Below are 14,364 nucleotides of genomic sequence, written 5' to 3' on the forward strand. Positions count from 1 at the left end.
TCGCACGCCAGAATTCAACTCTGTTCCCGAAATGCGTCCGTCCGATCCGTTTTCAAGACCCGACGAGCGATGCGGATATTAAATTTTTTCAATCGCCGCCGGCTAGCGGATCGTGCGGGCCGCCGGCGCCCGCGCCGGACGGCGCACCCGCCGCCGCGTCGATCTTCGCGCGTGCCGCCGCGACGGCGGCCTCGAACTGCGCGAGGCCATGCCAGCCCGTCGCGCGGCCCAGTCGCTTGCCGCGGTGAAAGAAGAACCACGTCGGCACGCCGTGCAGCCCGAAGCGGCGCCCCAGCTGATGGTGTTCGTACACGTTGCAATGGAACCACTTCAGGCCCAGCGCGCGGATCGCGTCGGGCTGGGCGAGCATCGCCTTCTTCGCGATCTCGCAGTTGAAGCAGTCGACGCCCCAGAAGAACACCACCGCGAGTGCTTCGCCCGCGCCGTCGACGGCCGCGTCGAACGTGCCAGCGTCGAGCGCCTGCATGTCGAACGCGTCGAACGCGGCCGGATCGACGCCGGCGGGCACCATGGCGGCCGCCTTACTTCGGCTGGGCGACGGTGACGAGCGCCGGACGCAGCACGCGGTCGGCGATCATGTAGCCCTTTTGCAGCACCGTGACGACGGTGTTCGGTTCCTGCTCGGCCGGCACCATCGAAATGGCCTGGTGCTGATGCGGATCGAACTTCTCGCCGACCGGGTTGATCGCGACGACGCGACCCTTCTCGAGCGCGCTCGTCAGCTGGCGCAGCGTCAGCTCGACGCCTTCGCGCACCTTCGCGATGTCGCCGGAGGTATCGCCGACGGCCGCTTCCAGGCTGTCCAGCACGGGCAGCAGGTGTTCCGCGAAGCTCTCGATCGCGAACTTGTGCGCCTTCGACACGTCGTCCTGCGCGCGGCGGCGCACGTTCTCGGTCTCGGCCTTCGCCCGCAGGAAGCTTTCCTGGAGCTCGGCGACCTTGGCTTGAGCCTCCGCGAGCGCCGCGTCGGCGGCTTCGGCGGCGGGTGCGGCGCCTTGCGCCGCCTGCTTCTCGCTGCCGATGTCTTCGGCCGATGGGGTAGCCGGGTTCTCTTGCGTGTTTTCCATGTCGCTGAAAGTCGATTAGAGGTTGAAGCCAAATCGGCCACCGCCGGACGTATACCCGGCGGCACCGCACATTGTTGGTGCAAATAAGGGCGAAAACTGCGGTTTCAAGAGGGTCATTCGCCGGCATTCGCCAATGCCGCGAAACAACCGCGCGGTTTCCGGGGCAGGCGTCGCATAGTGCGCCGGATCGGGCGAAACGGCCTGTAACAACGCTTACCCAGCAAGTACTAGCTCCGCACAGGTCCGCTGCACTACACTCCACTCAAGCGTCGGAAAAGCGTGTTTACCCTAGCTGACCGCCGCCTGACATCCACCTGGCGCCGTTTTCACCCTTGTTCTCGAGGGGAGTACCGTGAAACTGACCTTTGCGATATCGGTGGTCGCGCTGGTACTCATTGCCGGCACCACCACCATCTGCCTGTCGGGAGCCGTCACCGACCGCACGACCGAATATGGAAGCGCGCGGGCGACGTTCGACCAGATGTTCAGCTCCCACCAGAAAATCTGTCGATGATGCGCCGGTCGCGCTTCGTCGGCCGGCCGTGCAGCTCGGCCGCCGGCTCGCGATACGTGCGGCGCCGCTCCAGTTCGGCGAGCCGCGCGGCCCGCCCCGCTTCCGTTTCCTCGTAGAGCGTCTGCGCGACACTCGCGGGCCCGCGCACGTCGCACACGCCCAGCACGGCAATGTGCCAGACGATGCCGTCGATCGCAATCTCGACCTCGTCGCCCACCCGCACGTCCTTCGCCGGCTTGACCGCCGCGCCGCCGATCCTCACGTGCCCCTTGTCGACCGCATCGGTCGCGAGCGAGCGCGTCTTGAAGAACCGGGCCGCCCACAGCCATTTGTCGATGCGCAGCTTCGCGCCCGGTTCCGTGGAAATCTTGTAGTTCATGTCAGCCTCCGCCGGGCCGGCCCAAGGGGGTTGACCGCCCCCTCGGAAAACGGCGAACGAAAAGCGCGTGGAGATCGTTTCATCTCAACCTACCGTTTCGGGCTGCGCGGCCTTGACGGGCCAGCCCTGCAGATTCTCCGCGACGATCTCGCCGATCGCGCCGATCCACGCGGACGCGCCGTTCAGACACGGAATGCGGTGGAAGGTCTTGCCGCCGCCGGCGAGGAACTCGTCGCGCACTTCCATGCCGATTTCCTCGATCGTCTCCAGGCAATCGGCCGTGAAGCCGGGGCAGAACACGTCCGCCCGCCGCACGCCGGCCTCGCCGAATTCGCGCAACGTCGGCGCGGTGTACGGCTGCAGCCATTCGGCCTTGCCGAAGCGCGACTGGAACGTGACGCGGCATTCGGTACCCGACAGCCCGAGCGCGGCCATCAGCAACGCGCCCGTCTGCTGGCACTGGTCGTGATATGGATCGCCCAGGTCGAGCGTGCGCTTCGGCACGCCGTGGAAACTCAGCACCAGCTTGTCGCCGGCCGCGAAATCGGGCCGGCCGTGCTGCGCCCAGTACTGGCGCACCTGCTCGGCCAGCGCATGGATATAGGCCGGATGGTCGGCGTAGTGCCGCACGGTACGCACTTCCGGCTGATTGCGCATGCGCGCGAGCGCGTCGAACGCTGCATCGAACGCGGTGGCCGTGGTCGACGCCGAGTATTGCGGATACATCGGCATCAACAGCACACGCTCGACGCCCGCGCGCTTGAACTGCGCGAGCGCGTGCGAAATGTTCGGGCTGCCGTAGCGCATCGCGTAGTCGACCATCACGTGATAGCCGTTCGACACGAGCAGATGCCGCACGCTGTCGGTCTGACGCTCGGTGTACACGCGCAGCGGCGAGCCCTCGGGCATCCAGACGGCCGCGTATTTCTTCGCGGACGCTCGGCCGCGCAGCGGCAGGATGAGCGTGCGCAGCAGCACCTGCCAGACGGCCTGCGGGATTTCGACGACCCGCGGATCCGACAGGAATTCGGCCAGGTAGCGCCGCACAGCGCGCGGCGTGGGCGCGTCGGGCGTGCCGAGATTGATCAGCAGCACACCGATGCGATGGGCGGCCGCGACGCTCGAAGGCGGCTCAAGATCGAAACGCATGGGCAAGAACGTGCTCGGGGCACGGGACCGGACGGCCCTTGATTATAGCGGGCCGCCCCGTACCGTTCGGCCGACTGTCGCCGCAAGCGGCGCCGCGGCACGATAGCGGGGCGGGATCGGGCTGGCGATTGTCGGACATTCGCCGGCCATTCGCCGGCCATCCGCCGGCGATCGCGGGTTATTGCTGGCTCAGCGTCAGCGACAGCAGGCGCGCGGTGATGTCGACGATCGGTATCACACGGTTGTACGCCATGCGGGTCGGGCCGATCACGCCGAGCGTACCGACGATCTGCCCGTTCACCTCGTACGGCGCGGTGACGACGCTCATTTCCTCGATTGGCACGAGCGTCGATTCGCCGCCGATGAAGATCTGCACGCCCTGGGCGTGGCTCGACACGTCGAGCAGTTGCAGGAGGCCCGTCTTTTGGTCGAATACGTCGAACAGCTTGCGCAGCCGCGCCATGTCGGACGACAGGTCCGCCACTTCGAGCAGGTTGCGCTCGCCGGAAATCAGCACGGTGTCCTCGGTGTCGGGCACCTCGGTGCTGGCCGTCACGGCCGCGTGCATCAGCGTCGTCATGTCGCCGCGCAACTGGTCGATCTCGTCGCGCAAGCGGCGGCGCACCTCGTCGAACGACAGGCCGGCGAAATGCGCATTGATGTAGTTGGACGCCTCGGTCAGCTGCGACGGCGAATAGTCGCGCGGCGTCGCCAGCATGCGGTTCTGCACGTCGCCCTCGGGCGTGACGATGATCAGCAGGATGCGCTTGTCGGACAGGCGCATGAACTCGATCTGCTTGAACACGTGGCTGCGGCGCGGCGTCAGCACGACGCCCGCGAACTGCGACAGGTTCGACAGCACGCTCGCGGCGGCGGCAACCACCCGCTGCTGCGGCTCGCCGGCCTGCAGCGTGTTCTGCACCTGGCGCGCGACGGCCTCGGCGTCGATCGGCGCCTCGACCGTCAGCATCGTATCGACGAACAGCCGGTAGCCACGCGGCGTCGGGATGCGGCCGGCCGACGTGTGCGGGCTCGACACGAGGCCGAGCTCCTCCAGGTCGGACATCACGTTGCGGATCGTCGCCGGGCTCAGCTCGAGCCCGGAGTAACGGGACAACGTGCGCGATCCGACTGGCTGACCGTCGGCGATATACCGTTCGATCAGGGTTTTCAGGAGGGTTCGTGCGCGAGGATCTAGCATGGTGGAAAATTTTAGCGCAACGGCGCGACCGCGGCGAGTGGCGTCGGCCACCGTTGCGCGGGCCGAGCCGATCCGGCCCCGTCCGCGCACAGCCGGTTCTTTTCGTCAACGAGCTATGGTGTAATGCCGGCATGAAAACCGGTAATCAGTTCAATACTGTCGCGCTCGTCGGCCGGAGCAACACGCCCGGCATCGCCGAGCCGCTCGCCACGCTGGCGGACAGCATCGCCACGCTCGGCTTCGAGGTCGTCTTCGAAAGCGAGACCGCGCGGGAAATCGGCATCGCCGGCTACCCGGCGCTCACCCCGGCCGAAATCGGGGCGCGAGCGGACGTGGCGATCGTGCTCGGCGGCGACGGCACGATGCTCGGCATCGGCCGCCAGCTTGCGCCGTACCGGACACCGCTGATCGGGATCAACCACGGGCGGCTCGGCTTCATCACCGACATCGCGGCATCCGACATGCACGCGCTCGTCCCCGTGATGCTGGCCGGCAAGTTCGAGCGCGAGGAGCGCTCGCTGCTCGAGGCGCGGATCGTGCGCGACGGCGAACCGATCTACCACGCGCTCGCGTTCAACGACGTCGTCGTGAACCGCAGCGGCTTCTCCGGGATGGTCGAGCTGCGCGCGTCGGTCGACGGCCGTTACATGTACAACCAGCGCTCGGACGGGCTGATCGTCGCGACGCCCACCGGCTCGACCGCGTATGCGCTGTCGTCGGCCGGCCCGATCCTCCATCCGCAGCTGGCGGGCGTCGTGCTCGTGCCGATCGCGCCGCACGCGCTGTCGAACCGGCCGATCGTGCTGCCCGACGACTCGAAGATCGCGATCCAGATCGTCGGCGGCCGCGACGTCAACGTGAATTTCGACATGCAGTCGTTCACGTCGCTCGAGCTGAACGATACGATCGAGGTGCGCCGCTCGAAGCACACGGTGCCGTTCCTGCACCCGATCGGCTACAGCTACTACACGACGCTGCGCAAGAAGCTGCACTGGAACGAACACGCATCGAACGAAGACGACAAGGCGTCCTGACGCCGCCCCGCCCGACACCATGCTCCGCCACCTCTCGATCCGCGACTTCGTCATCGTCGCCGCGCTCGATCTCGAATTCGACAGCGGCTTCTCCGTCTTTTCCGGCGAAACCGGCGCCGGTAAATCGATCCTGATCGACGCCCTCGCCCTCGCGCTCGGCGAACGTACCGACGCGAGCGTCGTGCGCACCGGCTGCGGCCGCGCCGACATCACGGCCGAATTCACGCCGCACGACCGCGTCGCGCGCTGGCTCGACGAACACGCGTTCGACGCCGAGGACACCGTGATGCTGCGCCGCGTGATCGATGCTAACGGCCGGTCGCGCGCGTTCATCAACGGCACCAGTGCGACGCTCGCGCAACTGCGCGAGCTCGGCGAGATGCTCGTCGACATCCACGGCCAGCACGCGCACCAGTTGCTGATGCGGCCCGACGCGCAGCGCGAGCTGTTCGACACGCACGCGCGGCTCGTCGCCGATGCCGCGAACGTCGCGCGCGCCTGGCGCGTGTGGCGCGACGCGACGCAGGCGATCGACGCCGCGAAGGCGCACGAGCGCGAGTTGCAGCTCGAACGCGAAAAGCTCGCGTGGCAGCTCGCCGAACTCGACAAGCTCGCGCCGCAAGCCGGCGAATGGGAGGAAGTCAGCAACGAACACAAGCGCCTGTCGCATTCGGCGAACCTGATCGAAGGCGTGCGCGGCGCGCTCAACGCGCTGTCCGAGTCCGACGACGCGATGCTCGCGCAGCTCGGCGCGATCGTGTCGAAACTGCGCGGCCTGGCCGATTACGACACCGCGCTCGGCGATGCGCTCGCGTCACTGGAACCGGCCGAGATCCAGTTGCAGGAAGCCGTCTATTCGCTGTCGCACTATGCACAGCGCGTCGATCTCGACCCTGAGCGGCTCGCGCAGGTCGAAACGCGTCTCGACGCGCTGCACTCGACCGCCCGCAAGTTCCGGCTGCCGCCCGACACGCTGCACGAAGAGCATGCGGCGCGGCGCGCCCAGCTCGCCGCGCTCGACGCGGCCGCCGATCTCGGCGCGCTCGAGGCGGCACAGGCCAAGGCGCGGGAAGCCTATCTTGCCGACGCCAAACGCCTGTCGAAGGCACGCGCGCAGGCCGCCAAGGCGCTCGGCACGGCCGTCACGGCCGGCATGCAGGAATTGTCGATGGCGGGCGGAAGCTTCGAAGTCGCGCTCGTGCCGCTCGCGGACGGCGGCCCGCACGGGCTCGAGCAGGTCGAGTTCCGCGTGGCCGGGCACCCGGGCGTGCCGCTGCGGCCGCTCGCGAAGGTCGCGTCGGGCGGCGAACTCGCGCGGATCAGCCTCGCGCTCGCGGTCATCGCCAGCGCGGCGAGCCCGACGCCGACGCTGATCTTCGACGAAGTCGATACGGGAATCGGCGGCGGCGTCGCCGAAGTGGTCGGCCGCCTGTTGCACCAGCTCGGGCGCGACCGTCAGGTGTTGTGCGTGACGCACCTGCCGCAGGTCGCCGCGCGCGGCGACCATCATTTCCAGGTGGCAAAGGGCGCCGACGAGCGCGGCGGCACGGTCTCGACGGTCGTCGCGCTCGACCGCGCCAACCGGATCGAGGAAGTCGCGCGGATGCTCGGCGGGCTCGAAATCACGGCCACCACGCGCAAGCACGCGAAGGAAATGCTGGCGGCCTGACGCGGCCGCCCGTCCCGCCCGAAACGAAAGGGCTCGCACGTTCAATTCAGGGCGGTACGCGGATCGATGCCGCGCCCGCCACCCGCCTTCCGTTCAAACGCCCGTTTCAACCGCGCCGAACACGCGCGTCCACAGCGCCGTCACGGCCGCCCGCTCGTCGGCCACCGCCGCCGGATCGACGCGCGCCTTCTCCATCCCGTCGAGCCGCAGCTTGTGCTGCAGCTTCCGGTATTTGCGGTACGCGGCGCCGACGCACTCAGCCTCGTCCTCGCTCATCAGCCCGAAGCGCGCGACCTCGCGCAGCAGCGCGATGTTGCCGGTATTGCGGATCAGCTCGGCGTCGCTCGACGCATGCAGCAGCACCCAGTACTGGACGATGAACTCGATGTCGACCATCCCGCCGCGATCGTGCTTCAGGTCGAACAGCTCGGTCTGGTTCGGATGGCCGGCAAACACCTTGCCGCGCATGTCGACGATCTCCTTGGCAAGCACGCCGCCGTCGCGCGGCGTCGTCAGCACCTGCTGGCGGATCGCCTCGAAATCCGCGCCGATCTGCGCGTCGCCCGCGCTGTAGCGGGCGCGCGTCAGCGCCTGGTGCTCCCACACCCACGCGGTGTTGGCGGCGTCGCCCTCGCGCAGCTGATAGCGGCGGAACGCGTCGAGATCGGTGACGAGCAGCCCGGCCTCGCCGTTCGGCCGCAGCCGCAGGTCGATGTCGAACAGCGCGCCCGCGCCGGTCGCGGTCGTGAGCCACGTGATCAGGCGCCGCGTGAAGGTCGTGTAGACGTCCGCCGAACGCTCGTCCGGATCGTCGTACAGGAAGATCAGGTCGAGATCCGACGCGTAGCCGAGCTCCTTGCCGCCCAGCTTGCCGTACGCGATCACCGCGAACTTCGGCACGTCGCGATGGCGCTTCGCGAGCTGCGACCAGACGACTTCGATCGTCACGTCGAGCACCGCGTCGGCCAGCTCGGACAGCCGGTCGCTCACATGCTCGACCGACAGTTGCCCGGCCAGATCGATCAGCAGGATCCGGAACACCTCCGCGTGCTGCGCGTGGCGCAGCAAGTCCATCTGCTGCTCGGGGCCGTCGGCCGCCGCGAGCCGCGCGCGCAGCGCATCCTTGAACGCGGGCCAGTCGAACGGGCTCGCGATCGCCTCGTCGTCGAGCAGCTCGTCGAGCAGTTGCGGATGGCGGATCAGGTAGCCGCCGCCCCAGCGCGTCGCGCCGAGCACCGACAGCACACGGTCGAGCGCGGCCGGATATTCAGTCAGCAGCGCGAGATAGACGCCGCGCCGGCTGACGGTCTCCAGCAGGTCGAACAGCCGCACGATCGTGTCGTCGCGCCGCGCGGCGTCGATCTTCGGCGCGGCGTCGAGCGCGCGCTGCGCGACGCTGTCGAAGCGCTGCCGGCTCTTTTCCGGCAGTCCGGTGTAGCGCGACGATTGCCAGACCGCGCGCAACCGCGCGAGCACGGCGGCCGGATCGGTGAAGCCGAGACCGTCGAGGCGCGCGACCAGCGCGTCGTCCTCGCCGTCGTCGGCCAGCGCGCCGCTCCAGATCCACGCGGCCGCCGTGTCGTCGCCGGCCGCGCACGGCGCGCCGTTCGCCTTGTCGGCAAAAATCTGGTCGAACTGCGCTTCGACAAACGTGCGGTGGCCGTCCAGCACCGTCATCAGCGCCGCGTAGTCGGCAAACCCGAGCGACGCGGCCAGCGCCGCGCGCTCGTCGGGCTCGACCGGCATCGCGTGCGTCTGCGCGTCGTTGCGGTACTGCAGCCGGTGCTCGAGCGTGCGCAGGAAGCGGTAGGCGTCGGTCAGGCGGGCGCAGACGTCATCGCCGATCAGCCCGCGCGCCTGCGCATGTCGCAGCACCGCGAGCGTCGGCCGCACGCGGAATTCCGCATCCTGGCCGCCGCGGATCAACTGGAACACCTGCGCGCTGAACTCGATCTCACGGATCCCGCCGCGCCCGAGCTTGATGTCGTCGGCCTTGTCGGGCCGCATCGACGCGCGCCGCGCGGCTTCGTGCCGGATCTGCTGGTGCAGCGAACGGATCGCGCCGATCACACCGAAATCGAGATAGCGGCGGTACACGAACGGCTTGACGATCGATTCCAGCTGCGCCGCCAGCCGCTGCGCCGCGTCGCTGTCGCCTTCCGACACGAGCCGCCCCTTGATCCACGCATAGCGCTCCCACTCGCGCCCCTGCACGTAGAAGTATTCCTCGAGCATCCCGAGGCTGCAGACGAGCGGCCCCGAATCGCCGTTCGGGCGCAGCCGCATGTCGACGCGAAACACGTAGCCGTCGGCCGTGACCTCGGACAGCACGCCGATCAGCCGCCGGCCGAGCCGCGTGAAGTATTCCTGCGTGGACAGCGGCGAACGTGCGCCGCCGGTGGTCTCGCCGTCGTCCTCGTAGACGAAGATCAGGTCGATGTCCGACGATACGTTCAGTTCGCGGCCGCCGAGCTTGCCCATCCCGACCACGCCGAGCACGACGCGCTGACCGTCGGCGCCGCGCGGCTCGCCGTACAGCGCCTCGAGTTCGGCCGACAGCAGCGCCAGCGAGCGCTGCACGGCCACTTCGGCGAGATCGGTCATCGCGCCCGTTACCTCGGCGACGTCCGCCAGGCCGCGCAGGTCGCGCTCCGCGACCGCGCCGAACGCCTCGGCGCGCAGTTGCCGCAGCGCGCGCTTCAGTTGCTCGTCGCCCGGCACGGCCGTGCCGGCCGGCGTCGCGAGCAGCTCGGTCAAGCGCGCGTCGAGCTGCGCGCGGCCGAGCGGCGCGGCCGCCCACGCGGCGACCTGCTCGGCCAGCGCGGGCCGCGCGGCAGCCGCGCGGGCAAGGTATCGGGAATAGGACGTGCTGATCAGGGCGGAAGCGTCGGTCATCGAGAAGCGGGCCTGGCGGAAAGGCCGGGCTGGCAGCGGGCCGGCGCGTGCGCGCCCCGCTGCCGACCGGCCCCATGGACTCGGCGCGGCCTCGCCGGACGCTCGTGCGCCCGTCGCGACACCGCGCGCCGGAAAGCCCGTGCCGTGCTGCCGCAACGGCCGCCGGTACGGACCCGTGTGATACATTTCAACGTCAATCTGCAAAACTACCATATCGCCGCCCGTCCGCCGCATGTCCGACCGTCAGGAATCCGCCGTAGCTGCGCCCGAAGCGGGACCTCCGAAGCACGATCATCCGGTCCTGCGTCGCGTGTTCAAGGCGACGCTGGCAGTCGGAATCGGCACCTACTTCGTCGCGTCCGGCGCCTTCCTCGGGCTGCGCTACGTGCTGCTGCCCCGCATCGACGAATACCGCCCGCGCATCGAGCGCGCCGTGTCGGACAAGCTCCACGCGCAGCTTTCGATCGGCAAGCTTTCCCCGAACTGGTCCGGCATGCAGCCGGGCGTCGAACTCACGAACCTGACGATCCGCGGCCGTGACGGCCAGGTCGCGCTGTCGGTGCCGCACGCAACCGCCGCGCTGTCGTGGATGTCGCTGCTGCGGCTGTCGCCCGCGCTGTCGAGCCTGCTCGTCGACCAGCCCGACCTCGTCGTCGCCCGTGCGGCCGACGGTTCGCTGAGCGTCGCGGGCGTCGGCGTGGCCACCACCCACGGCGGCAACGACACGTTCGGCACCTGGCTGCTGAAGCAGGAGGCGATCGTGCTGCGCGGCGGCACGCTGCGCTGGCGCGACGCGCAGCACGACGCACCGGAACTCGTGCTGTCGGGCATCCGGCTCGCGGTGCTCAACGACGGCCGCGTGCACAAGGTCGCGCTGCAGGCGCCCGCGAACGGCACGCTGCTGCTCGGCCCGCTCGATTTCCGCGCGCGCTTCAAGCACAAGCCGCTCGCGCCGATCGGCAAGCCGGCGAACTGGACCGGCGACGCCTACCTGTCGACCGGCCTCGTCGACCTGCAGACGCTCACGCGTTATCTCGACGTGCCGCTCACGATCCACGCGGGCCGGATCGACAACGCGATCTGGGCGACCTTCGGCGACGGCCATCTGCGCTCGGCGGGCGGCGACCTGCAAGGCGCCGACGTCGCGCTGCGCGTGCGCCCGACGCAGCCGCGGCTCGACGTGCCGACGGTCGGCTTCGGCTGGGACATGGTGCTCGATGCGGGCCACGACTACACGCTGCACCTGACGCACTTCAATGCGGAGCTCGGCCAGCCGCCGCTGCCGGACGGCACGCCGCTCGCCCGCTCGCTCGCGCTGTCGACGCTGACGGCGCGCTACCGCGTGCCGACCGCGAACCAGGGGCAATTGCTCAGCGTGGTCGGCGACCGCGTCGATCTCGGCATCCTCAGCGAATTCATCCGCGGGCTGCCGCTGCCGGCGCGCCTGCGCAACGAGCTGATCAAGATCGACCCGCGCGGGATGGTGTCGAACTATCACATCGAGGTCGAGCGCGCGAAACCCGCGCACGCCGATCTCGCCGACGAGGAGCGGCGCATGGGCGCCGCGCCGATCGTCCGCTACCGCTTCCTCGGCGATCTGCAAGGCATCAGCTTCGCCGCGCAGGAGCCGCCGCCCGGGCTCTCGCCGCGCGGCCACCCGCGCGCCGGCTGGCCGGGCGTCGAGAACCTGTGGGGCCGCGTCGATGCGAACGAGACGGGCGGCGCCGCGCATATCGATACGGTCCACGCGGCCGTCACCGTGCCCGGCGAATTCGACGAGCCGCGCCTGACGTTCGACCGGCTGCGCGGCAATGCCAAATGGACGATCACGCCCGCGCCCGGCGACAAGCACGCGCGCGTCGACGTGTCGCTGCCCGACCTGTTCGTGTCGAACCCCGATGCCGAAATCGCGGTGTCGGGCTCGTACACGAACCCCGGCCACGGCCGCGGCGCGCTCGATCTGCGCGCCGATTTCGCGCGCGCGTCGGTCGCGCGCATTCCGCGCTACCTGCCGACCGGGATGTCCGAACACCTGCGCGACTATCTCGGCCACGCGCTGCAGGACGGCAAGGTGTCCAAGGGCGCGTCGATCGTCGCGCGCGGCCCGCTCGAGAAATTCCCGTTCGAACACGAGCCTGACGCCGGCGTGTTCCACATCGTCGCGCCGTTCACCGGCGGCCGCTTCGAACCGACGCCGTACCCGCCGCGCAAGCTCGCGAACGGCACGCCGAGCGTCTGGCCCGCGCTCGACGGGATCGACGGCGTGTTCGAGCTCGCGCAGAACAAGCTGCGCTTCGACATCGCGCGCGCGCGCTACAAGCGCGTCGTGCTGACGAAGGTCGCGGGCCGCATCGACGATCTCGGCAATCCGTCGCACTCGCCGCTGATCATCGACGGCCATGCCCAGGGCCCGCTCGCCGACCTGATCGACTACGCGGACAACAGCTCGCTCGGCACGATGAGCAACCACATCGGCCAGCGGATCGATGCGCAGGGCCCCGCGTCGCTCGCGCTCAAGATCACGATTCCGCAGCACGTCCCCCATCCGCACACGCACATCGAAGGCGCGCTCGCGTTCGGCGGCAACACGCTGTCGACCCGCGGCGTGCCGCCGCTGTCGGCCCTGCGCGGCAGCGTCCGCTTCACCGAGGCCGGCGCGTCGCTGCACGCGCTGTCGGGGCGCTTCCTCGGCGGCCCGGTACGCGCGAACGGCAACTTCCAGTCGCACGGCCCGTACGCGGTGGACGTCGACGGCCGGCTCGCGCTCGACGCCGCGCGCGGCCTGAACCTGCACGGCGCGGCCGCCGCGCTGCTCGAGCATGTGGTCGGCGACGCGCCGTACAAGGTCGCCGTGCGCGGCGCGCCGGGCCGCCTGCCCGACGTCAGCGCGCAATCCGACCTGACCGGCGTGGCGCTGAACTTCCCGGCGCCGTTCGCGAAACCGGCCGGCACGCCGATGCCGTTCCGCTTCACGCTGCAGCCGGCGCCGCAGGCGGACGGCAAACGCCTCGAACACGCCGACCTGACGCTCGGCCCGGTGACCGCGACCTACCTGCTCGATGCGACGCGCGGCCAGCCGCTGCGCGCGGTACGCGGCGCGATGGGCATCCACCGGATGCCCGACATGCCGCAGGACGGCGTGAGCGCGGCCGTCGACGTCGGCGAACTGGATGCCGACGCGTGGCTCGCCCTCGCCCGCACGCTGCAGCCCGACACGCCGCGTGCACCGGCGCCGCAGGCCGCGCCACGCGTCGATTTCGCGAGCTTCGCGCCGAAGCGCTTCGCGTTCCATTTCGGCACGCTGAAGCTGCTCAAGCGCAACTGGGAGAACGTGATCGTCGGCGCGTCGCACGTCGACGACCTCTGGCAGGCGAACATCGCGTCGAACCAGGTCTCGGGCTACCTGTCGTGGGCGCCGGGCGGCGGCCACAACGGCGCGGGCGTGCTCAACGCGCGGCTCGCGAAGCTCGTCGTGCCGCAGAGCTCGCAACACGATCTCGTCGGCCGCGCGATGAACCTGCCGACGCCGACCGACCGCCCGATACCGTCGATCGACCTGATCGTCGACCAGGTCGTCGCGCGCGATCACGACATCGGCCGGCTCGTCGTCAACGCGCGCAACATCGACGAAGACGGCACGCCCGTGTGGCAGCTCGACAAGCTGGAACTGTCGAACCCGGCCGCGAAGCTCACGGCGACCGGCAACTGGCGCACGTCGCGCCATGCGCTCGCCCGCGGCGCCGGCGAAAACGACGCGCCGCGCCGCACCGTGTTCGACTTCAAGCTCGACATCGACAACGCGGGCGCGCTGCTCGACCGCGTCGGCCTGCCGCGCACGCTGTCGGGCGGTCACGGCTCGGTCACGGGCAAGGTCGGCTGGCGCGGCGGCCCGACCGCGCTCGACTTCCCGTCGCTCGGCGGCCAGGTCGCGGTCGACCTCGAACACGGGCAGATCCTGAAGGTCGATCCGGGCGCGGCGAAACTGCTCGGCGTGCTGAGCCTGCAGAGCCTCGCGCGCTTCCTGACGCTGAACTTCCGCGACGTGGTTGGCAAGGGGCTGCCGTTCGACAAGATCACCGGTACCGGCCGGATTTCGAACGGGATCGCGCGCACCGACGACTTTTCGATGATGACGGGCCCCGCGAACGTCACCGTGCGCGGCGCGGTCGATCTCGGCGCCGAGACGCAGGATCTGCATGCGCACGTCGCGCCGAAAATCAGCGCGGGCGCAGCCGCGATCGGCGCGGCCATCATCAACCCGCTGCTCGGCGTCGGCGTGCTGGCCGCGAACTACGCGCTGTCCGAGACGCTGTCGCGCGCGTTCGCGCTCGACTACGCGATCACCGGCTCGTGGGCGCACCCGCACATCGAGCGAGTGCGCGGCGATCAGGGTAAGATGAATCACGGTCCGGCCGATGCGGCGAGCCATTGAGCG

General features: G+C 69.6%; 10 protein-coding genes. 4 read left to right on the top strand and 6 right to left on the bottom strand.

Translation table 11 applies throughout. The annotated features are described in order from the left end of the window. Window positions 1-88 precede the first annotated feature (88 nt). Entirely contained in the window at window positions 89-532 is a 444-nt protein-coding gene (locus tag HWX09_RS26235; protein ID WP_027783622.1) for a thioredoxin family protein, read from the bottom strand. A gap of 10 nt (window positions 533-542) precedes the next feature. Beyond that, the gene (grpE, locus tag HWX09_RS26240) at window positions 543-1,088 is read right to left on the bottom strand and encodes a nucleotide exchange factor GrpE (protein ID WP_027783621.1); all 546 of its coding nucleotides are present in this window, start codon (window positions 1,086-1,088) and stop codon (window positions 543-545) included. A 352-nt stretch (window positions 1,089-1,440) separates the two neighbouring features. Here grpE and HWX09_RS26245 point away from each other — a divergent pair, with 352 nt between their 5' ends. Continuing rightward, entirely contained in the window at window positions 1,441-1,602 is a 162-nt protein-coding gene (locus HWX09_RS26245; protein ID WP_006476841.1) for a hypothetical protein, read from the top strand. On the opposite strand, the gene HWX09_RS26250 is transcribed toward HWX09_RS26245, so the two are convergent. From HWX09_RS26250 to hrcA, 3 genes are all read right to left on the bottom strand, one after another. Next, entirely contained in the window at window positions 1,574-1,981 is a 408-nt protein-coding gene (locus tag HWX09_RS26250; RefSeq protein WP_027783620.1) for an RNA-binding S4 domain-containing protein, read from the bottom strand. The genes HWX09_RS26245 and HWX09_RS26250 overlap by 29 nt on opposite strands. Window positions 1,982-2,065: 84 nt before the next feature. Continuing rightward, window positions 2,066-3,130: a ferrochelatase gene (gene hemH / locus HWX09_RS26255; protein ID WP_027783619.1), complete on the bottom strand. Its 1,065-nt coding sequence runs from the start codon at window positions 3,128-3,130 to the stop codon at window positions 2,066-2,068. A 178-nt stretch (window positions 3,131-3,308) separates the two neighbouring features. Beyond that, window positions 3,309-4,331 carry a heat-inducible transcriptional repressor HrcA gene (gene hrcA / locus HWX09_RS26260; protein ID WP_027783618.1) on the bottom strand — a complete coding sequence of 341 codons (1,023 nt, stop codon included), beginning with the start codon at window positions 4,329-4,331 and terminating at the stop codon, window positions 3,309-3,311. 131 nt (window positions 4,332-4,462) lie between these two features. Here hrcA and HWX09_RS26265 point away from each other — a divergent pair, with 131 nt between their 5' ends. Continuing rightward, window positions 4,463-5,365, top strand: coding sequence for an NAD kinase (locus tag HWX09_RS26265; protein WP_027783617.1), 903 nt, complete (start codon window positions 4,463-4,465; stop codon window positions 5,363-5,365). Between the two features lie 19 nt (window positions 5,366-5,384). Beyond that, window positions 5,385-7,034, top strand: coding sequence for a DNA repair protein RecN (gene recN, locus HWX09_RS26270; protein WP_027783616.1), 1,650 nt, complete (start codon window positions 5,385-5,387; stop codon window positions 7,032-7,034). Between the two features lie 93 nt (window positions 7,035-7,127). Here the strand turns inward: recN and glnE are convergent, their stop codons facing one another. Then, window positions 7,128-9,929 (bottom strand): bifunctional [glutamate--ammonia ligase]-adenylyl-L-tyrosine phosphorylase/[glutamate--ammonia-ligase] adenylyltransferase, encoded by a 2,802-nt coding sequence (glnE, locus tag HWX09_RS26275; RefSeq protein ID WP_027783615.1) that lies wholly within the window; start codon window positions 9,927-9,929, stop codon window positions 7,128-7,130. Window positions 9,930-10,161: 232 nt separating this feature from the next. Here glnE and HWX09_RS26280 point away from each other — a divergent pair, with 232 nt between their 5' ends. Then, window positions 10,162-14,361, top strand: a complete 4,200-nt coding sequence (locus HWX09_RS26280; RefSeq protein ID WP_027783614.1) for an AsmA-like C-terminal region-containing protein — start codon at window positions 10,162-10,164, stop codon at window positions 14,359-14,361. Window positions 14,362-14,364: the final 3 nt, after the last annotated feature.

Source organism: Burkholderia sp. BCC1208 (genome assembly GCF_902833095.1).
Lineage (GTDB): Bacteria > Pseudomonadota > Gammaproteobacteria > Burkholderiales > Burkholderiaceae > Burkholderia.

Coding starts and splice junctions, on each gene's coding strand:
- HWX09_RS26235 (WP_027783622.1), bottom strand. CDS start 532: ATGGTGCCCGCCGGCGTCGATCCGGCCGCGTTCGACGCGTTCGACATG.
- grpE (WP_027783621.1), bottom strand. CDS start 1,088: ATGGAAAACACGCAAGAGAACCCGGCTACCCCATCGGCCGAAGACATC.
- hrcA (WP_027783618.1), bottom strand. CDS start 4,331: ATGCTAGATCCTCGCGCACGAACCCTCCTGAAAACCCTGATCGAACGG.
- HWX09_RS26265 (WP_027783617.1), top strand. CDS start 4,463: ATGAAAACCGGTAATCAGTTCAATACTGTCGCGCTCGTCGGCCGGAGC.
- HWX09_RS26280 (WP_027783614.1), top strand. CDS start 10,162: ATGTCCGACCGTCAGGAATCCGCCGTAGCTGCGCCCGAAGCGGGACCT.
- hemH (WP_027783619.1), bottom strand. CDS start 3,130: ATGCGTTTCGATCTTGAGCCGCCTTCGAGCGTCGCGGCCGCCCATCGC.
- glnE (WP_027783615.1), bottom strand. CDS start 9,929: ATGACCGACGCTTCCGCCCTGATCAGCACGTCCTATTCCCGATACCTT.
- HWX09_RS26250 (WP_027783620.1), bottom strand. CDS start 1,981: ATGAACTACAAGATTTCCACGGAACCGGGCGCGAAGCTGCGCATCGAC.
- recN (WP_027783616.1), top strand. CDS start 5,385: ATGCTCCGCCACCTCTCGATCCGCGACTTCGTCATCGTCGCCGCGCTC.